General features: G+C 68.8%; 21 protein-coding genes. 8 read left to right on the top strand and 13 right to left on the bottom strand.

The features are described from left to right. Window positions 1–101 precede the first annotated feature (101 nt). Entirely contained in the window at window positions 102–1,373 is a 1,272-nt protein-coding gene (locus tag OV427_RS22970; protein ID WP_267858287.1) for a hypothetical protein, read from the top strand. 1,227 nt (window positions 1,374–2,600) lie between these two features. Further along, complete coding sequence (locus OV427_RS22965) at window positions 2,601–3,701, top strand: PAS domain-containing sensor histidine kinase (RefSeq protein ID WP_267858286.1); 1,101 nt, start codon at window positions 2,601–2,603, stop codon at window positions 3,699–3,701. Between the two features lie 18 nt (window positions 3,702–3,719). On the opposite strand, the gene OV427_RS22960 is transcribed toward OV427_RS22965, so the two are convergent. Then, window positions 3,720–4,325 carry a hypothetical protein gene (locus tag OV427_RS22960; RefSeq protein WP_267858285.1) on the bottom strand — a complete coding sequence of 202 codons (606 nt, stop codon included), beginning with the start codon at window positions 4,323–4,325 and terminating at the stop codon, window positions 3,720–3,722. A 106-nt stretch (window positions 4,326–4,431) separates the two neighbouring features. After that, a complete protein-coding gene (locus OV427_RS22955; protein WP_267858284.1) occupies window positions 4,432–5,907 on the bottom strand; it encodes a HAMP domain-containing sensor histidine kinase in 1,476 nt (491 codons plus the stop codon). 230 nt (window positions 5,908–6,137) lie between these two features. Here OV427_RS22955 and OV427_RS22950 point away from each other — a divergent pair, with 230 nt between their 5' ends. Continuing rightward, the gene (locus OV427_RS22950) at window positions 6,138–6,557 is read left to right on the top strand and encodes a serine/threonine protein kinase (RefSeq protein ID WP_267858283.1); all 420 of its coding nucleotides are present in this window, start codon (window positions 6,138–6,140) and stop codon (window positions 6,555–6,557) included. Here OV427_RS22950 and OV427_RS22945 read toward each other — a convergent pair. From OV427_RS22945 to OV427_RS22930, 4 genes are read right to left on the bottom strand one after another with little or no spacing between them, the layout of a single operon-like run. Next, a complete protein-coding gene (locus OV427_RS22945) occupies window positions 6,547–7,566 on the bottom strand; it encodes a hypothetical protein (RefSeq protein WP_267858282.1) in 1,020 nt (339 codons plus the stop codon). The genes OV427_RS22950 and OV427_RS22945 overlap by 11 nt on opposite strands. Further along, complete coding sequence (locus tag OV427_RS22940; RefSeq protein ID WP_267858281.1) at window positions 7,566–7,955, bottom strand: hypothetical protein; 390 nt, start codon at window positions 7,953–7,955, stop codon at window positions 7,566–7,568. The genes OV427_RS22945 and OV427_RS22940 overlap by 1 nt, the downstream gene beginning before the upstream one ends. Next, window positions 7,952–8,611: a hypothetical protein gene (locus OV427_RS22935; protein WP_267858280.1), complete on the bottom strand. Its 660-nt coding sequence runs from the start codon at window positions 8,609–8,611 to the stop codon at window positions 7,952–7,954. Before OV427_RS22935 ends, OV427_RS22940 begins: the two co-directional genes overlap by 4 nt. Further along, a complete protein-coding gene (locus OV427_RS22930) occupies window positions 8,608–9,516 on the bottom strand; it encodes a hypothetical protein (protein ID WP_267858279.1) in 909 nt (302 codons plus the stop codon). Before OV427_RS22930 ends, OV427_RS22935 begins: the two co-directional genes overlap by 4 nt. A gap of 114 nt (window positions 9,517–9,630) precedes the next feature. On the opposite strand from OV427_RS22930, the gene OV427_RS22925 reads away from it, so the two are divergent. Further along, window positions 9,631–10,857: a glycosyltransferase family 4 protein gene (locus tag OV427_RS22925; protein ID WP_267858278.1), complete on the top strand. Its 1,227-nt coding sequence runs from the start codon at window positions 9,631–9,633 to the stop codon at window positions 10,855–10,857. 95 nt (window positions 10,858–10,952) lie between these two features. On the opposite strand, the gene OV427_RS22920 is transcribed toward OV427_RS22925, so the two are convergent. The 6 genes from OV427_RS22920 to OV427_RS22895 all read right to left on the bottom strand — a co-directional run bounded on the left by OV427_RS22920 (window position 10,953) and on the right by OV427_RS22895 (window position 18,777). Next, window positions 10,953–11,426, bottom strand: coding sequence for a hypothetical protein (locus tag OV427_RS22920; protein ID WP_267858277.1), 474 nt, complete (start codon window positions 11,424–11,426; stop codon window positions 10,953–10,955). 732 nt (window positions 11,427–12,158) lie between these two features. Continuing rightward, window positions 12,159–13,481, bottom strand: a complete 1,323-nt coding sequence (locus OV427_RS22915) for a nucleotide-binding domain-containing protein (RefSeq protein WP_267858276.1) — start codon at window positions 13,479–13,481, stop codon at window positions 12,159–12,161. 25 nt (window positions 13,482–13,506) lie between these two features. Beyond that, on the bottom strand, window positions 13,507–13,953 hold the full coding sequence (locus OV427_RS22910) for a Mov34/MPN/PAD-1 family protein (protein ID WP_267858275.1): 447 nt from the start codon (window positions 13,951–13,953) through the stop codon (window positions 13,507–13,509). A gap of 44 nt (window positions 13,954–13,997) precedes the next feature. After that, entirely contained in the window at window positions 13,998–15,641 is a 1,644-nt protein-coding gene (locus OV427_RS22905) for a ThiF family adenylyltransferase (RefSeq protein WP_267858274.1), read from the bottom strand. Between the two features lie 95 nt (window positions 15,642–15,736). Further along, a complete protein-coding gene (locus OV427_RS22900) occupies window positions 15,737–16,804 on the bottom strand; it encodes a nucleotidyltransferase (protein WP_267858273.1) in 1,068 nt (355 codons plus the stop codon). Between the two features lie 20 nt (window positions 16,805–16,824). Beyond that, a complete protein-coding gene (locus OV427_RS22895; RefSeq protein ID WP_267858272.1) occupies window positions 16,825–18,777 on the bottom strand; it encodes an SAVED domain-containing protein in 1,953 nt (650 codons plus the stop codon). A 211-nt stretch (window positions 18,778–18,988) separates the two neighbouring features. On the opposite strand from OV427_RS22895, the gene OV427_RS22890 reads away from it, so the two are divergent. Genes OV427_RS22890 through OV427_RS22875 form a run of 4 tightly spaced genes read left to right on the top strand, consistent with a single transcriptional unit; the run spans window position 18,989 to window position 24,258 of the window. Continuing rightward, window positions 18,989–19,510, top strand: coding sequence for an RNA polymerase sigma factor (locus tag OV427_RS22890; RefSeq protein WP_267858271.1), 522 nt, complete (start codon window positions 18,989–18,991; stop codon window positions 19,508–19,510). 1 nt (window position 19,511) lies between these two features. Then, window positions 19,512–22,457 (top strand): CHAT domain-containing protein, encoded by a 2,946-nt coding sequence (locus tag OV427_RS22885; protein WP_267858270.1) that lies wholly within the window; start codon window positions 19,512–19,514, stop codon window positions 22,455–22,457. A gap of 30 nt (window positions 22,458–22,487) precedes the next feature. Next, the gene (locus tag OV427_RS22880) at window positions 22,488–22,823 is read left to right on the top strand and encodes a hypothetical protein (protein ID WP_267858269.1); all 336 of its coding nucleotides are present in this window, start codon (window positions 22,488–22,490) and stop codon (window positions 22,821–22,823) included. Window positions 22,824–22,839: 16 nt separating this feature from the next. Beyond that, window positions 22,840–24,258 (top strand): hypothetical protein, encoded by a 1,419-nt coding sequence (locus OV427_RS22875; protein WP_267858268.1) that lies wholly within the window; start codon window positions 22,840–22,842, stop codon window positions 24,256–24,258. Between the two features lie 202 nt (window positions 24,259–24,460). On the opposite strand, the gene OV427_RS22870 is transcribed toward OV427_RS22875, so the two are convergent. After that, window positions 24,461–25,654 (bottom strand): glycosyltransferase, encoded by a 1,194-nt coding sequence (locus OV427_RS22870; RefSeq protein WP_267858267.1) that lies wholly within the window; start codon window positions 25,652–25,654, stop codon window positions 24,461–24,463. Between the last annotated feature and the right edge of the window lie 161 nt (window positions 25,655–25,815).

The following is a 25,815-nucleotide window of genomic DNA, read 5'->3' as shown; positions in this document are numbered from 1 at the left end:
ACCCGGGCGGGCCTCCACCCGGGGACGGATGTGCACGGCGCGTTTCACTGGCAGGGTGATGTGGCACGCGTGGCCGGACGTCGGACGAGGAGGAATCAAGGATGAATCGACTGTTGCTGACCCTGCTGGCGGGCGTTGGAGTGCTGGGGGCCGTGGGCTGCGCGAAGGAGGAGGACCCCGGGGACGAGGACGACGCCTTCCCGCTTCCGGAGATACGAACCGCCGAGCCCGAGGAGGGAGGCCCCGCCTACAGCGGAGGCCCGGTGACGTGGCACCACGACGTGGCGCCCATCGTCCAGCGCCGCTGCCAGGGGTGCCACGCTGAAGGCGGCATGGCGCCCTTCGCGATGAAGACCTTCCCGCAGGCGTCCGCCCGGCACGCGGCCATGGCCACAGCCGTCACCCAGTTGCGGATGCCACCGTGGATGCCCGCGCCGGGGGAGCTCCGCTTCAAGGACTCGCGCCGGCTGACGCGCGGTGAGGTGGCCATCCTCTCCGCCTGGTCCACGCAGGGCGCGCCAGAGGGAGACCCGGCCACCGCGCCGCCGCCCGAGCCCGCGCCCCAGGGCCTGGGCTGGGTGGACACGCACATGGAGCCCGCCGAGGCCTACGTGCCCAACGGCACCCAGGCGGACGACTACCACTGCTTCCTGATGGAGCCCGGCTTCCCCGAGGCGCGGGACGTCATCGGCTTCGAGGTGCGGCCGGGAGCACGGCACCAGGTGCACCACGTGCTGCTCTTCAACGTGCCCGAAGCGGCCGCGCGCCAGGCCGACGCGAGCGAGCCGGGGCCGGGGTGGACGTGCTTCGGAGACTCGGGCGTGGAGGACCAGTCCGTGCTGGGCGCGTGGGCGCCGGGCACGCCGGCCACCCGCTACCCGGAGGGCACGGGCGTGCGTGTGCCGCCGGGCACGGTGGTGGTGATGCAGGTCCACTACAACCTGAACAACGGCCCCCGCGTCGCGGACCGCACGGGAGTGGATTTGCAGTTCGCGCGCGCGCCGGTGGCGAACCCCGCCGCGCTGATGCTGGTGGCGAGCGATGGCTTCGCGATTCCGGCGGGTGGACAGGGCTACCGGTACACCTTCCAGCAGGCCGTCCCGTCGGGGAGGCTGTGGGGCGTCATTCCGCACATGCACACGCTGGGGCGGCGCATCGTCCTGCAGCGCGAGGCCGGCACGCTCATCGACATTCCCGCGTGGGACTTCCACTGGCAGCAGATGTACTTCTACGAGGAGCCGGTGGAGTTCCGCTCGGCCCGCTCGCGGCTGCAACTGAGCTGCATCTGGGACAACCCCACGCCGCGCACGGTGCGGTGGGGCGAGGGCACCCAGGACGAGATGTGCCTCGCGTACCTCTACGTCACCCGGTAGCGCCGTTTCCCTGACGTGCGACGTCTCGAGGTGGCGCTACCAGTCCGGACGGCAGACCCACGGCTTGTCGGGTTTGAGTTGCTCGCAGCGGAAGCCGTCCCCGCATGCACCGGGCGCGTGGGGGTCGCACGAGGGCTGGCAGCGCCACATGTAGCAGACACTCCCGGAGGGGCAAACAGACCGCCCCTCCCCGCACTTGCGCACGCAGTCCATCCACACACTGCCTGGACGTGACAGCGAGTCCAGCACCCTGCACTCACTGTCCGGTGGGCAGGTGGCCTGCTGGCATTGGCTCCCGTACACCTTCGCGCACGCGGAGGCGCCCTCGTCGAACCGGATGCACTGCTGGCCTTCCGCGCAGCCCTGCGCCACACAGCCCGGCAGACAGATGGACTCTGGCGTGACGTCCGCACAGAAGAAGCCCTCCGCACAGGCCCCAGGCTCTCCTCGACGGCAGGGACGGCCGCACCAGCCCTGGCGACCTCCGCAGAGCAGCCCCTGGGCACAGGCCTCTTCCCGGGTGCCAGGAAGAGGCTCGCAGCGCTCTCCCTCGTGACGCGCTCCCTGCGGGATGCAGTAGCGCACCAGGGGCCTTCCTTCGGTGGAGGCCACGCTCCGACAGACCTGGCCCTCCGGGCATTGCACGTCCGACATGCACTGGCTGTCGGTGCAGTAGCCGACCCAGACCCGAGGGTCCGTGACACAGGCCAGCGGCGCCTCACAGTCCGAGCCGCGCTCACAGTCCCGGTGATAGGTCGCCCGACTCCTGCGCTCCTCGTGACTGAGGACCGGGACGACTCCGTCCGAGTCCACGCTCCCAAGGCCCGACCACCTGCTCCCGAGGAGCAGCAACACGAGCGGCACCGGTAGGAGCGCGGCCAGGATGGCGCCGAACGCGACACGCCTCGAGGTCATCCGCACTTCTCGCGGCACTGAGCGCTTTCCTCGTCCTTGCAGAATCGTTCGAGGTCCTCCTCAGTCAGAGTGACCCCATTCCGGCGGCTCGCCATTGCATCCGTCTCGCCTCCTGCTCGACTGAAACAGCACTATCCGCCAGTCAGGCCCGACAACACGAGCCCGCGGATGTGCGTCACCCACCCGCCCCGCATGAAGCAATGAGTCATTGAGAAGGGATTGGCCCCGGCATGCGAGCGGAGCGTCTGGATTTGGACGCCCGGGGGCCAGTCGCATGCGACGGACCCACGGCCGTGCTACGGCCTGTATGTGTTGCGTCCTCCCTTCCCACCCCAGCCCGCCGAGGACCTGGAGACCTTCGCGCAACGGCTGCGCGTGGTGGCGGACGCGGCGCCCGTCATGCTGGCGTACGTGGACGCGAAGGAGCGCTACCTCTTCGCCAACACCACCTACGCCGCGTGGTTCAACCACCCCCGCGAGGCGATGCTCGGCCGCACCGTGCGCGAGGTGGTGGGAGACGCGGCCTACGAAATGCTCCGCCCCGCCGTCCGCGTGGCCCTCGCCGGCCAGCGCGTCCACTTCGAGCGGCCCGTGCCCTACAGCGGCGGCACCCGCTGCATCAACGCCACCTACGTGCCGCACGTGCAGCCGGATGGCACCGTCGCGGGCTACGTCAGCACCGTGCTCGACGTCACCGAGCGCCACCGCGCGGAGGAGGAACGCGAGCGCACCTCCCGCTTCCGGGAGCATTTCCTCGGCGTGGTGAGCCACGACTTGCGCAACCCGCTCAGCGCCATCCTCGCCGGGGCCAACGCCCTGCTCCACGCGGGCACGCTCGACGAGCGCCAGGGCCGCGTGGTGGCCCGCATCGCCCGGAGCGCGGCCGGCATGGAGCGCATGATTGGCGATCTGCTCGACTTCACCCGCGTCCGCCTGGGCGACGGCTTCCCGCTGGAGCCCGTGCCCATGCACCTGGACGCGCTCTGCCAGGAGGTGCTGGAGGAGCTGGAGGTCGCCTGGCCCGCGCGCGAGTTGCGCAGCCAGCTCGTCCCCGTACCTCGGGGAAGGTGGGACCGGAACCGGCTCACCCAGGTGGTCTCCAACCTGGTGGGCAACGCGCTCCAGCACAGCCCGGAGGGCACGCCGGTGACAGTCACCACGCGCACCGACGGAGCCCTCGCCGTGCTCGAGGTCCACAACCAGGGCGCCGCCATTCCTCCCGAGCTGCGCGCGCACCTCTTCGAGCCCTTCCGCCGGGGCGCGCACACCCCGGGCCGGAGGGGCCTGGGCCTGGGCCTCTACATCGCGCACGAAATCGTGCGCGCGCACGGCGGCGGTCTCGCCGTGCGCTCCGAGGAAGAGGATGGGACGACGTTCACCGTCCGGCTGCCGCTGCACCCGCCCTCGCGGTAGCGGCACTCCGGTAACGGCTCAGGAGCGACGCGCGCCCGTGAGCATCGCCGTCACCTGCGGGTCCAGCTTGAAGGACTCGAAGAAGCTGTCCGCGTCGTGAGGCGGCTTGCCGTCCGGGTGCAGCAGCAGTTGCTGGTACAGGCGCGGGCCCACGAGGAAGAAGCGGCCGCGCAGGTGGCGCGGGCCGGACACGCCCTCCACCTCCCAGCCGGGGAAGCCGTCCATCATCAGCGGCCGCGAGGCGAGGCCGGTGGCGCCCAGCGCCTCCAGGGCCCCGTGGCTGGCGCGGGCCACCACGTCGCGCGGGTCCGCCTGGGCCACCGCGGCGGCCGGGAAGTCCGTGTAGGAGACGTAGTAGGCGGTGTCCGCCTCCGGGCGTACGGCGATGAAGGTGTGGAGTGTCACCTCGCCGACCTCGGTGGTCTGCGAGCGGCGCTCCTCGCTCACCGGACCGGGGATGGCGACGGCGAAGCCGCCCTCCGTGGACTGGATGACAGTGGCCGCGTCCTGCTTCGGCGCGGGCGGGGTGGCGGCGGCCGGCCCCTGCTGGTGGGAAGCACACGCCCCCAGGCCCCCGAGGGCCAGCAGGGCGGCGAGCGGCGCGACTCGGCGCAGGGTCTTCATATTCCGGGAAACTCCCATGGTGTGGACCGCAAGGTACGTCCGGGTCCGCAAGGGTGCATCCTGCATCTCCGGGCCGACGCGCGTCAGGCAACACCGGGCCCCGGCCTCAGTGCAGCGTCCCCTCCGGAGGGGGCAGCGGGCTGGCCGGCTCGGGCGCGGCCTCGGGGAGGCGGGTCACCACGGGGGCGAGCGGCAGGCACACCCGGAAGACGGAGCCGGTGCCGGGCTGGCTCTCCACCTCGATGCGCCCCCCGTGCGCCTCGACGATGCGGCGGGCCACCGACAGTCCCAGCCCCACGCCCGGGGCCCGCTGGCGGGCGTTGCCGGCGCGCTGGAAGGGCGCGAAGAGCAGGCGCTTCTCGTCCTCGGAGATGCCGATGCCCTGGTCCGTCACGGACAGCACGGCCTCCTCTTCCACGCGGCGCACCGCCACGTCCACGCGGCTGCCAGCCGGCGAGTACTTCAGCGCGTTGCTGACCAGGTTCTGCACCACCTGCTCCAGCCGGGCCGGGTCCACGCGCACCAGCACGGAGGTCTCCGACAGCGACAACTGGAGGACGTGCCCGCTGTCCCCGGAGCGGTAGAGCTCCACCACCTCGCGGGCCAGCTCCCGCGCGTCGCGCACCTCCGGCCGCAGCTCCAGCTTGCCAGCCTCGATGCGCGTGGAGTCGAGCAAATCCCCCACCATCCGGTCCAGCCGCTCCACCTGCCGGCCCACCAGCGCCAGGGTGCGCTCCATGCGCTCGGGCGTCAGCGGGGCGCCGCCCCGGCCGGACAGGGCCGTGGACAGCTTGAGGGCGGACAGCGGGTTGCGCAGCTCGTGCGCCACACCAGCGAGGAAGGCGAGCTGCTGCTCCTGCTGGTGCGCCAGGCTGTTGGCCATCTCGTTGAAGGTGCGCGCCATGTCGCGCAATTCCGTGGGCCCCGCCTCGGGCGCGCGGGTGCGCTTGCGGCCGGAGCCGAAGCGGCGCATGGCCTGGCTGATGTCCCGCAGCGGCTGCAGGGCGATGCTCCGCAACAGGAAGGTGACGGCGATGACGCCGGCCAGCAGCATCACCCCGAGCACCAGGCCCACCGTGTCGGCGAGGCGGTTGAGCCGCGCCGCCTGCACGCGTGCGTCGCGAGCCTCGACCACGTTGACTTCGATGACCTGCTCCAGCCCGTTCAACGCCTTGTCGAGCGGAGGCCCCGCCGCCTCCACCCGCGCCTGGAGCCCGTCCCGCTGCTGGGCGAGGTAGACGTCGATATTCCGGCGCACGTCATCCAGCAGCGCCCGCTCCGCGTCCGTGGCGGCAATGCGGTGAAGCTCTTCGAGCTGCGGGCGCAGGGACGCCTCCAGCACCTCGCGTGAGGCCCGGCCCGCATCGAGCGGCACGGAGGTCAGCCGCTCCCTCACCAGACGCTCGTGGGAGAGCAGGCCCACCTCCACCTCCTCGGCGAGCCGTACGCCCTCGACGGAGTTGCCCAGCGTGCTGGCGGAGCGGTCCAGCACGCTCGTCAGGACGACGAGTGAGACGGCGGCCGCCAGCGTGAGCAGGGCCAGAGCCCCCATCGTCGCCGCGAGCCAGGCGCGGAGACTCATACCGCCTCCAGGGCGGGGCCGGGGGCCTCGCGAGACACCGGACCATCCGACGGGAATCCCACGTGCCGCCCTCCCGGAGCGGGGCTTCGTGAGCGCGCGCCCCCCTCCTGAGTGGAGGAACAAGCCCGGCGCGGGAGGGATTCGCGGACTGGACAGCAGGCAGGCACGGAGTGAGGTTCCCTGCACGGCGCCAGAGCCGAGCAGCCCCGGCCGTGCTAGGGAGGACGGACGTGGCGGGCAAGCGCCGGGCCACGTGCGAGGTCTCCATGGACATTCTCTCCCAGCCGGTACGCACCCTGAAATTCGATGGCTTCTGGCGCTGGCTCCAGGAACACACGCACTGCATCCTGCGGTGTGGCTCCGTCGACGCGATGCTCTACGACCACGACGACTTCCACTGGGCGCTGCTGGAGGAGGACCGCCAGCACGTGGTGCAGGTGCTCAAGGGCAAGGTGCTGGTGGGCGAGTTGGTGATGGCGGGCCGTGAAGTCACCGAGGTGAACGTGGCGCCGGACCCGGACACGGGCACCCAGGGCCACATCCTGGTGGAGCTGATGGGCGGCCCGAAGGAGGACCCGCAGGTGCTCTACCACTTCGTCATGGCGCACGGCATCGACCCGGCGCCGGGACACAAGGACCTCAAGCACTGAGCCGCAGGCGCTCGATGAGCGCCACGGCGTCGCCGGTGCCGCTCGCATACCGCCAGGGCCCTCGCGCCGGGGGACGGCGGGCGAGCAGGACGGCCTTCTCCAGCAGCGCCTCCATGGAGCTCGCGAGTTCCTCCGCGCGGAGCCGGAGCGCCTGCCTGTCATAGAGCCGGGGCCGGGCCAGGGCCACGAAGGGCGTGCCCGTCGCCCGCGCCTCGTTGACGGTGTTGTACCCGCCCGCCCCCACCAGCACGTCCACCCCCGGGAGCACCGCCAGCGCGGGCCACACCGGCACGTGGAGCGGCTCGGCCGCCGCGGGAAGCGCGGTCGCCTGTCCCGGAGGCACCAGCCACCGCACCCGGGCCGCCTCGCCCAGCAACGCGTGCAGCCGCGTGGACAGCTCCCCCGCCTCATCCACCTCGGAGTGCGTGCCACACCCCATCACCGCCACCACCGGCCGCGCATCCCCGGCCGCCACGCCGAGCCGCGCCCGCGCCTCGGCACGCGGCAGCAGCTCCGCGGCCTCCAGCAGCAGCCACGGCGAGGTGCGCACGGCGCGAGGGTGCCCGGCAAGGGGAGCGTCCTCACCGGGGACGAGCAGCAGGTCGTACGCGTCCACCGCGCGCGCCACGTCGAACCGCTCCACATAGGCGGGGTTCAAGTCGCGGTGGACGAGCACCTTCCGGGCTCGCAGCCCCGGCAGCAGCGACACCAGCTCTCCACCCAGCCCCCGCGGGAAGGTGTCCACGATGAACACGTCCGGGCGCACGTCCTGGAGGCAGCACTCCACCACCTCCCGCACGGCGCGCTTGTTCAGCGCCGGGTCCAGCCGCAGCACTTCCACGCGGGGTTCCAGCACCGCCTCCAGCGGCACGCCCGGAGCGAAGGGACTGTTGATGAGCAGGGTGACGGAGTGGCCCTGGCGCGCGGCGGCCCGCGCGAGCGCGCTGGCGCGGGTGAGGTGCCCCATCCCACCGCCGAGCGCATAGATGAACCAACGAAGCGCGCCCATCAGCTCCCGCCCAGGTCCTCCTCGAAGGAGGCGTCCTCTTCGTGGCGGAGGCTCTCACCGTCGGCCTCGGTGAAGTCGTTGGGGTCCCTGCCCCGGCCCCATGCCGAGCCGGGGCCGTAGTAGCCGTAGTCCTTGTAGTAGTAGCTGGGGTCGTCCTCGTCGGGACTGGAGTCCGCCTCGGAGTGCGAGTCGTCGTGCTCGTGGTCCTCGTCGTCGTCGTCGTCCTCGGCGCACGTGGAGCAGACCAGCTCCGCGCCCAGCGCGGTGAGGTGCATGTCACAGACGCGCTTGCCGCACTTCATGCATGCCGCCCCCGCGGGCCGGCCGCAGTCATGCGCGAAGAGGAACCCGGTGCTCTGCTGGCAGCGGCCCTCGAACAGGGGGCTCATGGGCGGCGGGCCTCCGGAGGAGACTGGAGGTGGAAGAGCAGCGCCATGCGCAGGGGCAGCTCCATCTTCTCGAAGGCGAGGCACGCGGCGGCCTCGGCGCGCACCAGCGACTTCGTCGCGAGCAGCGTGCGCCCCGTCGCGTCGCGCAGGGACACCTTGCCCTCGCGCACCTTCACGCGGGCCACCTCGGTGCCGGAGGCGTCCTGGATGGTGGCGCCCTCGTCCTCGGGGGACACCGTGTAGAGGAGCACGCCCTTCACGTCGTTGAGCCGCCAGCCCGGCCCCTGGCGCGCGAGGGTGAAGAGAATCTGCTGCTGCGCGGCGTCGCGCACGGTGAGCGCCCCGCCCGCCGAGGCGACGACGTAGCCGAGCACGGCATCGTCCGGACCGGAGACCTTGAGCGAGGTGCCCTTCCACTTGTACCGCGCCAGCTCATGGTCCTCGCCGTCCACCAGCTTGGCGCCGTCATCCTTGGGCTTGAGGGAGAAGCGCTCGCGGTCGTCGGCGTCCTTGAACTTGAGCTTGTCCGCGGTGGCGGCCTCGGCACTGGCGGTGGCGCTCTGTTGCTGCGCCTGGGGCGCCTTCGCGTCGGCGCCTTCCTGGCGCGAGCAACCGGAGAGCACGAGCAGGGAGAGGAGGAGGACACGGCGCATCATGAGGAGACCCTCGCAGGCGCCTGCTTGCGAAGCGCGGTGGAATAGTTGAGCACCTGGTAGAGGCTCAACAGTGACATCAATGCGGCCCTGGGCGCGTCACACGACACGGGCGACACGCGTTCCGCGGCGTCCCAGTCGAGCGGCAGTCCGGAGCGCAGGGAGAGACGGTCCTCCGCCACCTCCAGTTTCACGAGCGAGACGGAGTCCGGCAGCCGCACCGCCTGCCGCGCCCGCGACCCGAGCCGGGCGAGGTGGGGGTGATGCTCCGGCTTCACGCGGAGCTGGACGTGGAGGAGCGCGGAGCCCTTCTGCTTGTTCTTGGTCTTGTACTTGCCCCGGGGAGTGAGCCTCGTGCGGCGTCGCAGTTGGAGTCGCTCCTCCATGCCGAGCCGCAGGTGCGTGCCGTCCATCAACCGCACCTGGAGGATGAGCCACCGCTGGACGAAGGACTCGGTCTTCCACTCGCCCGCGCTGCCCCGGTCCGTGAGGTTCTCCTTGTCCGTCGTGGGGTGGAAGTCCAGCGCCACCGTCACGGGCTCGTCCGGGGCGATGTCCTTGCGCAGCCGCTGGAGGAGACGCGTCACCAGCTCATAGCGCCGGTCCTGGAGGTCCAGCTTGAGGAACCGGGAGGAGATGCCGTTGCAGACGAGCATCCCCACGAACAGCACGGCGACCCCGAGGAAGGCCACGCCACCGAAGTCCGTGGACAGGAGAAAGAACGCCCCGATTCCGGCCGCGAGTGCCGAGTAGCCGCAGATGCGAGCGCGCAGGCTCCAGGTCTTCTGCCGCAGGTCCATCTCCGCGTCGAAGGTCCGCAGGCCGCCGAGGTCGGCCATCACCACGGGCACCGGGGCGGTGGTGCGGTAGACCCGCTCGAAGCGGAAACGGTCGAAGTCGATGGCCACGGCGGGGAGCTCCCCTCGGAGCGACGGAGGGAGGGGGAGCGTACGGGTCCATTGCCGCGAGGGTCAAACGCGCTCATTTGCCGGCCACGGGCGGAGCGCGGTAGCAACGACGGCGTGGCCTCCCCTTCCCCGTCCGGCACCGGCATCGTCTACGCGTCGTTCGACCGCTTCCCCGCGCCGAAGGGGGCAGCGGTGCACATCCGGGCCTTCGTGGAGGCACTGGGCGCGGCGTTCGGCGGGGTGGACCTGCTGGCGCTCCGGGACGGCAGCACCGCGAGCACGGACCCACACGCACTCGCGGAGGGCGTCACGTATCACCCGCTGGAGGCGCGAGGCCGGGATTTGGTGGAGCAGGCGCTGTCATTCCGCTCGCACCTGGCGGCGTGGTGGAGCGGGAGGCCGAGGGCCGCGGTGGTGCATGTGCGCTCCATCTTCGAGGGCTACCCGGTGGCCCGGAGGAAGGAGGCGCTGACGGACGCGCTGGTGTTCGAGGTGAACGGGCTGCCGTCCATCGAGCTGAAGTACCACCACCCGGACGTGGCGGACGACGCGGAGCTGCTGCACAAGCTGGTAGCGCAGGAGGACCTGTGCATCTCCCGCGCGGACCTGCTGGTGACGCCGAGCGAGGTGACGGCGGAGTACCTCGTCCAGCGTGGGGCGGACGCGAAGCGGGTGCGCGTGATTCCGAACGGCGTGGACCTGGAGGTGTTCCGGTACGCGCCGCCGCGAGCGGTGGAGCCGGGCCGGCCGGTGCGACTGCTGTACAGCGGGACGATGACGTCCTGGCAGGGCGTGCACCACGCCATCGAGGCGTGCCGGCTGTTGCGGCGGGAGGTGCCCACGGTGCTGACGCTGGTGGGGCCACTGAGGAGGAACGGGCGGCGGGCGCTGATGGACCGGTGTGGGGATTTGCTGCTGGCGGGCGCGGTGGAGTTGCTGGAGCCGCTACCGCAGGCGGAGCTGGCGCGGCTGCACCACGCGTGTGACGTGGTGCTGGTGCCGCTGCCGGTGAACGACCGCAACTGCGTGCAGGGCTGCTGCCCGCTGAAGCTGCTGGAGGCGATGGCCACGGGCACGCCGGTGGTGGCGAGCAACCTCCCCGCGGTGCGAACGCTGGCCGGGCCGGAGGAAGTGCTGCTCATCCGGCCGGGCTCGGCGAAGGCGATTGCGGAGGCGGTGAAGGCGCTACGGGCGGATGCGACGCTGGGGCCGGCGCTGAGCGCGAGGGCCAGAGCACGGGTGGAGCGGGACTTCCCATGGGGCCGGGCGCAGGCGTCGCTGGTGGAGGCTTATGAAGAAACGTTCGGGCTGGCGCGGAGGAGCACTCCGTCAGCGGCGTAGCGCCCACGGAATGGCACGAGCCAGCACGCGCCGAAGCCTCTCGGCCTCCGCCTGAAAGCCCGCCTCGATGCGCTGGCGTGCATTGGGGCCGCGGCTCAGCGCGTGGCCAGTTCGCCAAATGGCCGCGTGAGGTGGGGCATGCCCGTCGGTGACATGCTTCCCAGCAGTTCCCATTGCAGGTGGGCAAAGCCTCGCGTGTCCACCCGCCACTTTCCCCTACTCCTGATGGCGAGCTCCAAGGCCAGGTCACGCCTGCGCCGCATCGGTGCACGCCGAAGCGTGCTCAAGACAAGCTCGGCGCCTGGAGGCTGTCCGTGCAGGTAGCGAGTCCCCGCGACCAGCCGCTTCCGTTCTTCCTTCCACGCGGCTTCCACCGCATCGGGCTCGGGCAACGGCAGTTCCCGCTCCGCGCCCAGGACCCGTGCCTCCTCCGAGGCCTCCACGCTGATGGGCGATTCTTCGTCCTCGCCCTCCTCGGGTGGCCCACGCACGAACGAGCCCTCCAACACTACCCCGGTGATGGCGGAGAAGACCTCACCCGCCAGGCGGGCCACCTTCTTCTCTCGCATCAGTAGCAGACACGCCTCCACCGCCTCGGGCCGTCCGCTGGCAGCCAGCGCTCGGAGTGCGTCCTCACGGAGCTCCGGCACCCCGAGAAGCTGAACCAGCCACTACTGCACCTCCTGAGGTGTCCATCCCATGGCCAGCAGGCGCATGGCGAGCCGACATCCCGGGAGGGGTGATGAAACGAAGTGCCGGCACGCATCCCACGCGGCGCGCTCCCCCAGCAGCAGGCCCGCCTCGAGCGCCGTATCCCTCACGGCGGAGGAAGGCGCGTCCGGTGAGTGTCAACGTAGATGACGCGTGAAAGGATTAAGCCGAGCGCTTCAACTCCTGCACTGCCTGGGTGGGGTTGCGGGGAGGGGCCGAGACGCACGGGGCCTGCGGGAGTCCAGTCGCGCGTCTTGCCGCGCCAGCACCTGGTAGTTGAGCTTCCGCACCGTCACCCCGTCCTCGACCATCGCAAAGCCGTACACGTCCACCCGGGGGCTCGAAGGCTTCTCCTCCTCCTCGGCACCTGCTGAGAGTGCTCCGAGACGCGCCAACGCCCCCATCCCCATCGCGGCCCACCGCATGATTCGCATCCGGTTTCCTCCACGAAGGCCGGAACGTGAGAGCAGGCACGGTCAGCCGTCTGAGACCCGCGCGCCTCGCGGAATCTCACAGCGCACAGTCGAGAGCAACTTTGTGAGGTGAAAGACGCTCCCGCGGCGCAGAGTACGCGGGAACCGCCACGGGCATCAGCCAATCCGCACGTGCCGGATACCTCGGGCGACCACGAACCCGTCCTTGATGACCTCACAGGTGAGGGAGTGCCGGCCCGAATACGCGGCCTTCTGCCAGAGCACCTTGTCTTCGCTCACGTGCTCGCGCTGTACCTCATCAGCATGCAACGCCTCACTGCCTCTGTTCTGGATGCGCCAGCGAACCGTGAAGGGAGCGGGGATGCCGAGCTTCTTCTTCAAGGAAAAGCGAAGCCACGCCCCCTTGGGAACAGACGTCTTGTCCTTGTAGACCGCAGTGACCTCTCCACCCTTCGAGCTGGCGAGAGCAGCCCGGACTCTCAGGAGGGCCGGCGCCTCGCGCGCCTGAAGGAGCCTTGCGTTCCGGGCCTGCTCACGCCAGTAATCGTGATTGAACACCCACCACCAGGCGGTGAGGGCTTGAACCTTGAGACAGGTCGATGCCTGTAGTACCTCCAACTGCGGGAGGACGAAGTCCAGCTTCTCGATGAGCCTCCCCACCTGCGCACGCCTGCGCGGGCTCGAGGTCAGGCTCTCATCGTCGGCAACCGGGGAGCGGACCTCCGGGCTCCTCTTCAGGCGCTCTCGCAAGGCAATGAGCGTCTTGTAGAAGGCCAGGTCATCGCGGTGAAGATCCGGCTGATACACTTCGGCAACGAGCGTCGAGAGAATCATGCCACCGGGCAGGTCCCAAGACACACGCGATCGAGCGAAGGTCTTGACCAGCCTGACGATGCGCCTGAACTGCGATTCACGGACCGAAGCTCCAGCCGCCGGGTCCGGACTCAGGCATTGGTTCTGCCGGCTGAACCACTCGCTGACTGCCTTCGGGTCTCGCCGCCTCCACTGGGCACTGGCGTGCTCCAGGACGGTTTTCCCGTCAGAGTCCGTCACCTGGCGGTAGATGGCCAGATCGACGTGCTCTCCCCGTGTGTACCAGACGGTGACGGCACTCGTCCGTGCCAGGGGCTTGGTGGCAAAGCTCTGCAAGGAACTGCGCAGTGCCTCAGCCACGCGCTGCCGCGCGCGAAGGGCTGTCTTCGGCAGGTCTTCCTTCCTGAAGATGACGGCAACGTCGATGTCGTACTGCCGTTGCGGATGCTGGTTCAGGGTCCGCATGTCGTAGCTGCCCTGATTGAGCGCATCCACGTGTTGCGGGTACCCGTCCGGCCTCCGGCGTTTCTCGCCCAGCCTACGCAACCCCTGGCCCAACAACTTGAGACACGCATTGCGATGGGCCGCGAGCTCTCCCCTGCGCTCCTGTCCCAGGCAGACGTGCTCTTTGTAGAAGGTGTCAAAGTGCTTCTGCGTATCGTACATCCCATCCTCGTCATGCAATCGCGATTCAAGAATCTCTCGGAAGAAGCGGGACCAGCGTCCCGGAGTCGCGGTCTCCCTCCCAGACCCGGACCTCACGGGTCCCGACGATGATGAAGAAGAGCGACGCGCCTTCGAACCGGTCCTCGCGCAAGCGGCGGCGCCAATCCCTGACGTCGACGTGTGAGGGCATGGGATGAGGTTCCGGGTGGGTGTGCCACTCGCCGAGGTACAGGCAGGTGCCCTCGGAACTGTGCCACCGTTCGTCGATGACACGCTGATGATGCTCCCGGCTCCGATGGAAGGTCACGGGGCCGCGTAGGTCTCCAGGCATCGGGCACGTCGCTTCGTCAATCACCACATCCAGGCAGCGCACGATGTGCCGCCCGAGGAGCACGCCTCCGGCCTCCGGCTGACCGGCTTCGACCTGCTGGAAGCGGAGCATCATGGTGAGCGCCGGGGAATCAATCTTCATCACAGCTCCGCCCTTGCGCCGGAACACCCTCCCCTCCTCGGCACTCATCTCGGGGCACATTCCGGGCAGTCTTCACGGACGTATCCGGAGGGGTCAGGCTCCGCCGTATAGAGTGGGGTGACCGTATAGCCCTCCTGCTCGAACGCCTTGCGTTCCCCCTTCCATGACAGCAACGGGGCGCCCACGGCCTCGCCGCGGAGCGCCTGCAGCGCGAGGCGAGTGGCCAGCTCCGCGGTGCGCTGGGCATCGAGATCCGAGAAAGGAAGGTATCTGCTGCCACAGCCCAGCAGGTCACGGGTATAGCTGGCCCCCGGCATCGCGAACGAGGCGCGATTCCTGATGGCACCTCCCCCCGGAGTGCGCGCGTAGAGGCACTTCAGACAGCCGCGCACGGCCCCCCGTGTTGCATGCAGATGCGTCAGAAGTGCATGGCCTCCGAGCCCCATCGGCTCCAGCCAGGTGAACAACGCGGGAGGGTGCGTGGCGTCTGACCAGATGCGCCGGTTCAGGAAGAGCTCGGTGGTCGGATGACCCAGCGCGGAGATGACCAGGTGGTGCTCGCGCAGCACCGAGGGTCGCTGCGCCATGAGCGCCTCGATCTCCGCGGGGTATGCCTTCACCGAGACATAGGGGATGGTGCGCTCGAGCTCGCGCTGGAGGCCATCGACCTTCGGGAGGCCACGCCACGCCATCCCACATGCATGCCGGTACGTGTTCTCCAGGGTGAAGAAGTCCGAATCCACCAGCGAGAGCTCCCCGACGCCGGCCCGCGCGAGTGAGAGCGCGATGTAGCCACCTACCGCACCACATCCCGCGAGGAGCACCTTGCGATTCTTCAGGTCCGTTCCAGCCCCACCGCGCGGGGCGAGGAAGGCGTGGTCCCTGCGTTGGAGGTCGATAGGCTCGACGCGGGCCTGGGCCCCTGCGTCCATCAATGGATTCCCGCCCTGGACATCCACCAGGCGGACGCCAAGCAACGCACGCTCTCCGCACGGCCTCCGCAGCCCGAGCACCAGCAGCAACTCTCGTCCCTGCACCCGAGAGAGCCAGCGGCGCGCTTCTTTCGGCATGGCCCGGACATGCTTCTGGAGGCCCGCGAGCGTGGTCAGTTCCATGGGATGGAAGTCCTGCTCGGGTTCGACGGAACCGAGGGGGACGTAGATGGCCTCCCTCTGCTTGAGTCCGTGCACGCTGCGCTCGGGTCTCGAACGTCCATAGACGTCGGGGCTGTCGGCGACAGCCAGCAGCCGTCCCTGCTGGAAGAGAGCCACGATTCGAGAAGGGAACTCTCCTGCGGAGACGACGCAGTCCGCGGACGCCTCGGCCCGCGAGCGCCAATAGACGACCGCCTCCTGTGCGAACTCCGCCCCAGGATTGCCCTCGAGCATGCGGCCCAGCTGCTCGCGGGCATAGACGAGCGACTCCCTCGCAATGGCATAGGGGTCGTCACTGTCCAGCAGGTTCGTATCCTCGGGAAAGCACAGCTGGTTCGGAGCAATCAGGTGCGGGAGTGACACGACCGGAGGCTGGACGTCCTCCAGCCCTATCTCGGGCAGGCACCAGGGAAACTTCGCGGGAAGGTGGACGCTCAGCGTCACCACATGGGCGCTGAGCTTCGTGTGTCCCGTCAGCGTCCACTCCCCGGACAGTTCCGGCCGCGCCGAGGCCCCCGATGGTGACCGCGCCACCTGGCAGTCCTCCAGCAACCCGCTCCGCGCAAGGCGCTGAAGAACCTCTTCGTGCGACATCGGTGCCGGGCTCGGTACTACCGGAGGCACAGGGCTCATGCCGCCACTCCGCTGGAGACCACGGCTTTGGCGCCGGACCGTCCGGTATCCTTCTTCTCGGGGACGGGGAACTCCTCACCGAAGTCCTGCCGCATCAACTGGCAGGCGCGCACGATATCAGGCTCGTTCGCCACCTCATCCAGACGATCCCGGAGTTGGATGAGGCGGTCGCGGAAGGTCGTCATCTGGCCATCCGTCATCCTCTCGAAGATGTCGAGCCGCGGGGCCACCGGGACCAGCACCTTGAGACGGTAGAGCGGGGAGCCGTCATCCTTCGTGCCGATGTAATGGAACTTGTCCACCATCTTGCCGACGAAGTACCGCATCGCCTTGAGGTCGTCGGAGTAGCTCCGCCTCTCGTAGGAATCGAAGTAGACCTCGGGCTGGAACCACTCTCCCGCCGCGACCGTGAGCCCGATGCCCGAGGGCGCGTTCTGACCATCGGTCTTGAACTTCTCCGTCTTCCATCGCTTCAGGGCGCGAATCACGCGCAGGAACTGCTGCCGCTCGGCATCCTGGAAGCGGGTCTTGACCCAGTTGATGAGTCCCCGCGGGTCCGACGGCTCCCACCAGCGATTGTCCTCGTCCGAGTCTCGGTACCCCTTCGCGAGGAAGAGACTCTTCGACTCGGACTGGGCGTCGTCATAGGCATAGACGGCGAGGTCGACATGGAAGGCCTTCTTGCCATCCACCATGTAGTTCACGGTGACACACGACTTCCGGATCTCCGTGCCCAGCCTGGTGTGGTCCTCCAGGACGTCGGCCACCAGGACCTTGAGGTCGACGGGGTTCGGGTAGTCCGCCGTGGAGCAGTTGAAGCACAGCCCCACGTCGATGTCGTAGTCCCCGTTCGCGGGCCGGATACCCGTGTCCATCTCGTAGCTGCCCTGGTTGAAGTCGGTGAACTTCGGAACCGGCTTCTTCTCCGCCCGCATCTCCGCGAACTTGTCCCGGAGCTTGCCCAGGATGATTTCCCGCTTTTCACTCAGCGTCTTCTCCTCCGTTTCCAGGCTGAGGCGGATGTTCTTGTCGAAGTCGATGATTTGATTCTGGATATCTGCCATGTGTGTCATTGCCTCCACGACTACTTGAAAATCTTGACGGAGCGACGCCCCTGCTCGGCGGCCTGGAGGCTCAGCCGCCACTTGTAGGCGGGCTTCTCCAGCCTCCCGTAGTTGTAGACAAAGCACTCCGGCATCCAGGTCGCTGCCAGTGCCCGCCCCAGATGGAATGCCACGCTCACGGGAACGGCAGCGAAGACGTGCACGCTCTTCAAGGGGCGGGGTGGATTGCCTGAGATGTACTCATCGAGCGTGTCCTGGATTTTTTGCATATACGCCTTGAGCTGTTCCTCCCGGCGCACACTGCCGCGCCTGGGCGTAGGCAGCTTGAAGTGCAGGTCCAGTGCAACCTCCGAGTCGGGCAGCACCTCCCGGCATTCGTCCAGACTGACCGGCGCGGAGACGGAAACGCGCAGTCGCGCGGCACTGCCCGAGTCCCGGGGCTCCACCTCGATTTCCATGGGTGGGGAGGACGTGTCGGTGCCCGCCTCCCAGCGGTACCGGTCGGACACATATTCCAAGGCATGCACCGGACGGTGCTTCGCCAGGTGTCCGGCCAGAGCCGCCAGCGGTACGAGGGGAAAGCCATAGTAGGCCACATCTGCGTCCCGCTCTTCGTAGGCCCGCCGGAGCTCACCATCGGTCGCGGCAAGCCGGCTCACCTCGTCCTGCAGATTCCTCCAATCGCGCTGAGCCAGTCGTTGTGTCTGTTCAATGGCAACCCACCGGGGCTGCCTGCCCGCGAAGAGTGCCGGGGCGTCCGCCGGTTCAGGATCCACCGAGACCTTGGAGTGGGCTTCATGGCGAATGATGATGAGCTTCCGGGAAGATGAAACCGGAGCGGGCGGCGGCGGCTCGCTGAAAGGAGTGAGCGCCGTCGCGTCACCTGCTTTTGCGTAGAACTGGAGCGAAACCCAGTCCCTGGACTTCACCTCGCTCCGGAGCCTGCTCCGAACCGTGTGAAGCACGGAGCGCATGTCCTGCTGAGCGAGCAGCCCTTCATAAAGCGTTTCGGTAAGGATGTTGGATCCATCCACCGTCAGTGGCATGCGAGATGAAACGACAGCGGGAACCCCCTGCTGGTGGAACATGCGGGCAACGCCCCCAAGCAGGTGCGCTGGAGTACCCGCATCCCCTCCCTGACAGGAGCAGAGGGTCACGAGGCGTAGCGAGCGGGAGCCCGGGGACAAGAAGATCAAGTCGCGGAGCTCCGTGGCATCAATGCGGTCTACCGGCTCGGACGACTCTGTCGAATTGATGGCCAGACCATACGCGCCATCGGCCACCTGGGTGCCATGGCAGAGCAGGTGGAGAGCAGTGACCGGTCGGTCTGGGTCATTCAACCTCTCCACCAGGCGCTTTCGAGTCACTTCATTGAGTACGTCCAGCTTCGGATCGAAACGAAGCTGGACTCTCTCGCAGGCCTTGCGAATGGCCGCTTCGTGTTCAGCGGCTGGAACCCACCCGCCAGCCCCGGACCAGGCGAACAGGATGCGTCCTTGAGGAGTGCGTGACCGCACTTTGGGCGTCACGGGGACGCATTCGTACCGGAGGAGGCAATTCTCCAGGCCCGCGAGCGGAATGCCCGACTTCGTCGGCAGCAACTCCCAGGGGAGGTAGTAGAGCTCGTCTGCGTTGGCGGAGCGGATGGTGAGATGAACAGGCCGAGGTGGCTGCGCGTTCAGCGCGACCTCTATCCTCTGCTCCTCGAGCGCCCAATGCGTCGGACGAAGGAGGTCCCGCAGGAACCGCCCGAGCCGTTCGAGCGCTTCGGAGCCGGGCTCAGCCTTCTCCAGAGCCTTCAATGATTGACGGAGCTGGGGATCATGCCACGGGAAACGAACGGACACTCCTGCCCCTTCCATGTCCTCCACCAAGTACTCCCGTTCCTCCCAGGAGAACGAGCTGGATGCGGTAAGGCCCCGGCTGCTGGTGAACTTCAGGATGATTTCCAGCGGCGGCTGGACTGCGCTCATGGTGGATGTCTCCTGGGGAATTTCCCCGGCGCGGTGACAACGGAAGGGGGGCGTTTTTGTTACCGGCCCGCTCGCGCAGCCACCATCCCTCCGGCGAGGTACGTCACCGGAAACCTGGGCAGAAATTCCCCTGGTAATAAAGTGCGCGCCCCCCGTTGGCCTGTGCGAACGAGACGCCATGGCCGACCGAACCAGCACAGCGAGGAGGAGCGTGGACCCCCAGCTCGAGTCCTTCATCGTGGAGATACGGCCCTGGCTGTACCGGCAGGCCTACAACATCTGTAGGGACCGCGCGGACGCCGAGGATCTCGTTCAAGAGGGGTCCGAACGCTTCTTGAAGTCTTTCGCGAGCCTCTCGCGGCTGCCCGCCGAGAACGAGCTCGAGCGCTGGCTCATCACCGCCATGGCGAACTGCTTCATCGACCTCTGCCGCAAGCGAAAGTCCGAGAAGCAGGGCGCCGTGGACCCGACCCTGGAGAGGTTGACCGTGGGACAACCATCGGATCCACCCCGGCTCTCCGACACCATCTCGGATGAGGACTTCGCCGCGGTCATGAAGAAGCTGAGCCCGGCGCTGCGGAAGACCCTGGAGCTGCGCCTGGCCGGCAAGCGCTATCACGAAATCGCCGAGGTCGAACGCATCCCCATTGGCGCCGTAGGCAAACGCCTGAGCGATGCGCGCAAGAAGCTCCTGCGCTTGCTGGCGCCATTCCTTGCCCCCGGAGACCACTGACATGTCCACCCTGTGCGACAACATCGTGCCCTTCGTGGACGGAGAGCTATCGCCGCCGGCGGCCGAGGCCTTCCGAGACCACCTCCCGGACTGCCCCCGCTGCCAGGCGCAGCTGTCCAACCTGCTCGTGCTGGAGCGCCTGGGCGCGCGCTACATGGCCCATCAGGGAGAGCGGAAGTCCTCGCGGGAGCTGCCGCTTCCCCAGCCGCGGAGCCCCGGGCGCCCCCCTCGCTGGCACCTCGTCTCCTGGGCCGCCGCGGGCTGCGCGCTCATCCTGGCCCTTGTCCTGGGGAGCCGCGGAGCCCGTCACGACGACACTTCCGCCACGAAGGTGGCCTGGAACCTACCAGGCCGCACCCGGAATACGCCCCGCATCAGCGACCCACGTGCGGATGCACACCGTCCCACGTCCGGGCAGCTCATGGACGGAACCGCCCGGCGGGAGGAGCTGCCCAACAAGGAGCTGGGCCGTCTGAAGGAACTGGGCGACAGACTGGGGCAGGCCGCCATGTATCTGGCCTGGCACCGGCCCCAGGAGACCCTCGACATCCTGGACACCCTGAGCGAGCAGGGACCCGACGCCCAATCCCTTCGCGCCGCCGCCCTCCTCGAGCTCGGCAGGCCCGAGGAGGCCCTCCGCGTGCTGGACCCGCTCCTCACCGCGCATCCCGGGCACCTCCAGGCGCGCTGGAACCGCGCCCTCGTCCTTGAGGCCCTGCGCCTTCCCCTGCTGGCGGCGCGAGACTTCCAGGAGGTAGCCCAGGCCCGGGAGGAAGGCTGGTCTCAAGAGGCAGCTGAGCGGGCCGAGGAGCTCTACTCACGTTCTTCGGACGAGGAGACCCGCTGGAGGACCACGCTGGACGACGGCAAGGCCCTGGTTGCCACGGGGCACCTGGCGGAGGGCTCTCCGCTCGCCAGCTCTCCCCTGCTGCGCCTCTTCTTCTATGAGGCCGTTCGGACCCGGACGTCATCGGAAGACGTACGCGCGCTGCTCCCCCTGGCGAAGACGCTGGACGCCGGCACCGGCGACAAGGTGCTGCAGCGTCATGTCGAGCGCATCGCCCTGCGCGACTTCGCCCGTCGGGCCCCCTTGGTGCGGGAATACGTCGCGCTCCTCCCGGACTTCGCACGCAACCCGCTGACGCCTGCCTTCCTCCCCCGGCTCCTGCACTCGGGCGAAGACGACCTGGTCCTCGGGGCCCTCATCCGCGCCGACGCCGTCTTCCAACACCTGGACACCTTCGAAGCGCTCGCTCGCGTCAGTCAGGACCCCTGGTTCGAGCTGCTCGCCCTCCAGAAACGCGCGGATGACCATCTCCGGAGCGGCGACCTCTGGAGCGCCCAGGCGAAGCTAGAGCGTGCCCAGCAGCTCTGCGAGCGCACCTCCATCACCTATCGCTGCATGGAGCTGGAGCTGGACCTCGCCCACCTTCAATCGCAGTTCCTCCAGCCCGACGAGGTGCAGCGACATGCCATGGCGGGTTGGAAGCTCTCCCAGGAGCACAACCTGCGCGACAGGCAGCTCCAGTTCCTGGAGATGCTGGCCAAGGCCGCGCGCCTCCGCGACGACGCCGTCGTTGCGCGCGCGTACCTACACGAGTCGCTCGAGCGCTCCCGGGGGGACAAGCGCCAGGAGCACTACATCCAGCAGGAGCTGGCGCACCTGGAGCTGCACGTCCTGGACTTCGACCGGGCCCGCGAGGCCATCGACAGGGCGCTCGCCACGGGAAGGCCGCTCACCCTCCACGGCGCCTCGGCCCTGTCCGACATCGCCCGGCAGCGGCCGGACCCGAAGGATGAAAAGACCTTGAGCGAGGCCGTGGCCGCCGAAGGCCCGATGCCGCCGGGAAGACACGCCCTGGCTCTCCACGCCCTGGGCCGCTTCCACGTGGAGAAGGACCGAGCGCTGGGGCGAGCGCAGCTCCGCGACGCCATCCGTGAGTCCGACGCCGCGGGCCCCCAGGACGAGGACGCCCGGCATGCCAGGACCTATGCCTATACAGCCCTCATTCTCGATGAGGCGAAGGCACACGACTTCGAGGCCGCACTGCGCCTCTTCGGCGAGGAGCTGCGCGGTGACGTCCCCGTGCGCTGTGTGCTCGCGCTCACCGTGGACAGCGAGCGGAGCCTCGTGGTGGCGCGCGGCGCGGACAGGGTGACGCGCGGCTACTACGAGGGCAACAGGAAGCAGCGCGTGAAGAAGGACGCGCCGGACCTCGTCCCGCCCGAGGCGCTGGCCGCGCTCCAGCCCTGCGAAAAGGTGGACGTGCTTGCACGGCCTCCCCTGCAGGGACTCAGCGGGCTGCTGTTGCCAGACTTTGCGTGGAGCTACCGAAGGCAGCTCTCGGCCCGGCAGGCGCCGCAGGGCCGGCGAATCCATCTGGTGGTGAAGAACGTGGAGTACGACTCCGGGCGCAAGCTGCCAGCCCTCTTCTGGAATGCGACCTTCGGGAACGGAGAGGAGCCGCGACTGCTCGAAGGTGCACGCGCCACCCCGGACCGCGTGCTCCGCGAGATGGAGGATGCCACGGAGATTGACCTGGTGACGCACGGGTTGCTGAGCCCGGTCTCGGATGCCTCTTTCCTGGTGCTCGCCAGGGAGAACGCGGCGGCCGACTCGGATGAGCTGCGGGCACGGCAGCTGCGCAGGGTGAAGCTCAAAGGTGCCCCCCTGGTCGTCATCGCCGCGTGCCACGGCGGACACTCGGCTCCGGTGCTCCACGAGCCGCTGAGCCTCCCCAGCGTGCTGATTGAAGCGGGCGCGCGCGGCGTGTTCGCCGCGACCATCCGCATTCCCGACAAGGGCGCCTCCGACTTCTTCAATGCCATCCGCGCACGGCTCCGCGACGGAGAAACCCCGGCGGTGGCCCTGCGCAACGAGCGCCTGGCCTGGCGCCAGCGGAGCCCCACGGAGACGTGGGTGGACAGCATCCTCCTCTTCGAGTGAGTCCGAGCGCAGCCCCTACAAGGAGTCGACATGTCTGAAAGAGCACCGGTGCAGGACTTCTCTGACTGGGATGGCAGCACCCCCTTCTTCACGGGCCAGCCGGAGCAGGGGCGCCGTGTCTATCTGGACAAGCGAGACGACAGCTTCATGGCCTATGGCGTCATCGAGCCGTCACCCCAGTACGTGTTCCGGGTCCAGGGAACCGGCAAGAAGCAGCTGCACCGCTTCCTCAAGCAGGTAAAGGATGAGGGCGCGAAGGTGACGCATGGCCCGCCTCCTTTCGAGGTCAAGACGGGTGGCGACAAGCCGCCGACCTCGGACAGCACTCCGCCAGGCTATCTGGCCCCCAAGCCCATCAAGCGCTGACGCCTCGGGAGACACCATGAACCTTCATCTCCTGCTCGCGCGCGGCGGCGGCCTCATCCCGGTACGGTCCCAGGGGCTGCCGTTGGCGTCTGTCTTCAGAGAGCCACGGCCCGCTGAGCCGGTGAAGCCACGAAGCCTGTATGACTTCACGGGGGACATGAATGACCTCCAGTCCCAGCACTGGGCCCTGGTCGTGCCCGAAGGCCCCAGGGGGGAGCGCTTGCTGGCACGCGTGGCACGCCTCCGCCGGCACCGGGCCGACCAGCAGCACATGCATCCGGACCTGGTCCCCACCTACAAGGTCTCGCCCGGGATGACTTCATTCGAGGCCGAGGAGTTCCGGCTCAAGCTCTCGAAGTTGCCACCGGAGCGCCAGCCCCGGTACCTGCTCATCCTGGGTGACGCGGACGAGGTGTCTTTCGAGTTCCAGCAATACCTGGCCGTGGACCGCTTCATGGGCCGGCTCAGCTTCTCCCGAGAAGAGGACTTCGAGGTCTACGCCGACAAGGTCCTGCGCGCCGAGCAGGAGCCGCCCCGGACAGAGCTGGCACGGACGCTCTTCTTCACCGCCTATGACGGCACAGTGGCGACGACGCATGGCCACGAGCTGCTGATTTCGCGAAGCCTGAACGACTGCCAGCGGTCGTATCAGCGCGGGAAGTTCCCGGCCAGCGAAGTGCTGGAGCTGGGCAGGCGCCATGACCTCTCTGCGACGGAACTCCTCTCCAGCGCGGCGAAGTCCACACCCACCGCACTCCTGACGCTCAGCCATGGGAATGGGGGCCCCGAGGCGGGCTGGTCCTCTTCCGGGGAGCAACGACAGGGACAGGGCGCCCTCGTCCTGGGCAACGGACAGGTACTGACCGCCGACGCCGTGGGCCGGCGCCCCTTCCTGCCCGGAGGCGTGTGGATCTACTTCGCCTGCTTCGGAGCCGGCACTCCGGCACGCAGCACGTATGCCCCCTGGCTCCAGCGTCTCAAGGAGGTGGACGAGGACGCTGGTCACCTGGAGGCCGTGCTCGGCTCGGCTCCACTGGACGGCCGCCCCTTCGTCGCGGCCCTTCCCCAGGCGGCACTCGCCAACCCTGAGGGTCCCCTGGCGGTGATGGGCCACGTGGACCTCGCCTGGTCCTACGCGTACCACGACGTGGAGGGGAACAATCACGCGGCGCGATTCACCAACGTCCTGAGCGACTTGATGAAGCACCGCCGCGCGGGCGTGAGTCTCTACTCCCTGACCAGCGCCATCGCCTCGGTCGATGCGAGGCTGGCCATGATGTACCAGCAGGACTCGGTGGCCCGGTACGACGGCGCCGAGCCGCCTCCGGAGTTCGTGGACCGGGCCCACCTGTGGATGGCACGACACGACCTGTCTGCCTACGTGCTGCTGGGAGACCCCGCGGTACGGCTGCCCATCAAGCCGCCCCGGTGGTAGGGCCCAGGGCAGCACCACGGACGAGGCCCCGTGCGCATGGCCGTCGTGGGTCAGTATGAATTCCCAACGTTCCGGGCGCCAAACTCCGGCCATTTCTGCTCCCCCAAGCGTGGGCGTGGGCAGGGCCGAAGCCACAAGAGGCGAGCCCACCGCCTGAGGCGGCGGCGAAGGTGGCCCGCTGCCCCATTGAACCCGGGAGCGTCTATGAGGAGACCGTCGGAATGGCGCGGGCCAACACGCGCCGCAGCACCTCGGCCTCGGCCTCCGCCTGAAAGTCCGCCTCGATGCGCTGACGCGCGGCGGTGCCGAGCGCGGCACGGTGCTCGGGCGGCAGCGAGAGCACATCGAGGCACGCCTGCCCCAGGTGATTGAGCAGCGCCTTGGGCACGATGAAGCCATTGCGTCCATGATCCACGGCCTCGGGAATGCCACCCGCGTCACTGGCGACGACGGGGCGGGCACATGCCATGGCCTCCAGCAGCGCATTGGGCATGCCCTCCCAGAGTGACGGCTGCAAATACACATCACAGACACGCAGGTGCGCGGCGATGGCCTCGGGTGTGTCGAGCGGCCCGGAGATGAGCAGCCGCGCGGCGTCCTCGGGGTGCTCGGCGCGGAAGGCGACGAGGTGCTCGGCGTCACGAGGCCGTACCTCGCCGATGACGAGCAGGCACGCGGGCCGTGAGCGCCGCACCTCCGTGAGCGCGGACAGCAGGAACGGCAGCCCCTTCTTGTGGCGCAGTTCCCCCGAGAAGCCGAGCACCACCTCATCGGGAGCAATGCCCAGGCGCGCACGAAGTCCCGGGTCCGCGGGGCCGGGAGAGAATACGTCGGTGTCCACCGCGTTGGGAATGACCTCGACGCCTGCATCCTTCCCCAGCAGCATGCTCATCTTCCGCCCCAGGTCCGCCGAGGCCGCAGTGAGCACATCCGCGCGCTGAAGCGTCCACAGCAGCCGGGCAAAATCCCCGGGAGGGAACATGAGCTGGTCCACGTCATTGCCGCGAGCACTGACGGTGGAAGCGATGCCGGCCGACTCCGCGAACACGACTGCGAGGAACCCGGGCGGCGACAGGTAGTGGCCCCACACCAGGTCATACCACCGCTTCGCATGCAGGTACCCGAGCACGTCCAGCGTGTGCTGCATGGACAGGTCCGTGCTGCCGAACAGGCCCAGGCGATGCAGCGTGACGCCCCGCGCGAAGGGCGTGACGGTGCCCGCGTCGTCCACCGTCTGGAGCGAGCCGGGTGCCGCCGTGCGCGTCCAAGCAAGCACGTCCACCTGCGCCCCCAGCTTCACCAGCGAGCCCGCCGTCCGCGCGCCACTGCGAGCCAGCCCCCCGATATCCGGGGGGAAGCGCTCAGCGAGGAGGAGGACGCGCGGGTGGGTGGACATGGACCTGGAAACCTACCCCGGCTCACGCCCATTCAATTCCGTGAATAAACGGCGCGCGCTCCCGTCCAGGGACACGGCGGAGCTACCGCATCATCCCCAAGGCCGGATCTCCCCTGGCTCCCCAAGGCACCTGTCATGCAAGCAAAGCGCTGGTGGGCACT

The organism is Pyxidicoccus sp. MSG2 (genome assembly GCF_026626705.1).
In the GTDB taxonomy this organism is placed as follows: Bacteria; Myxococcota; Myxococcia; order Myxococcales; family Myxococcaceae; genus Myxococcus.
The sequence above is the reverse complement of the archived record's forward strand: the minus strand, read 5'-3'. Positions and strand labels throughout refer to the sequence as shown.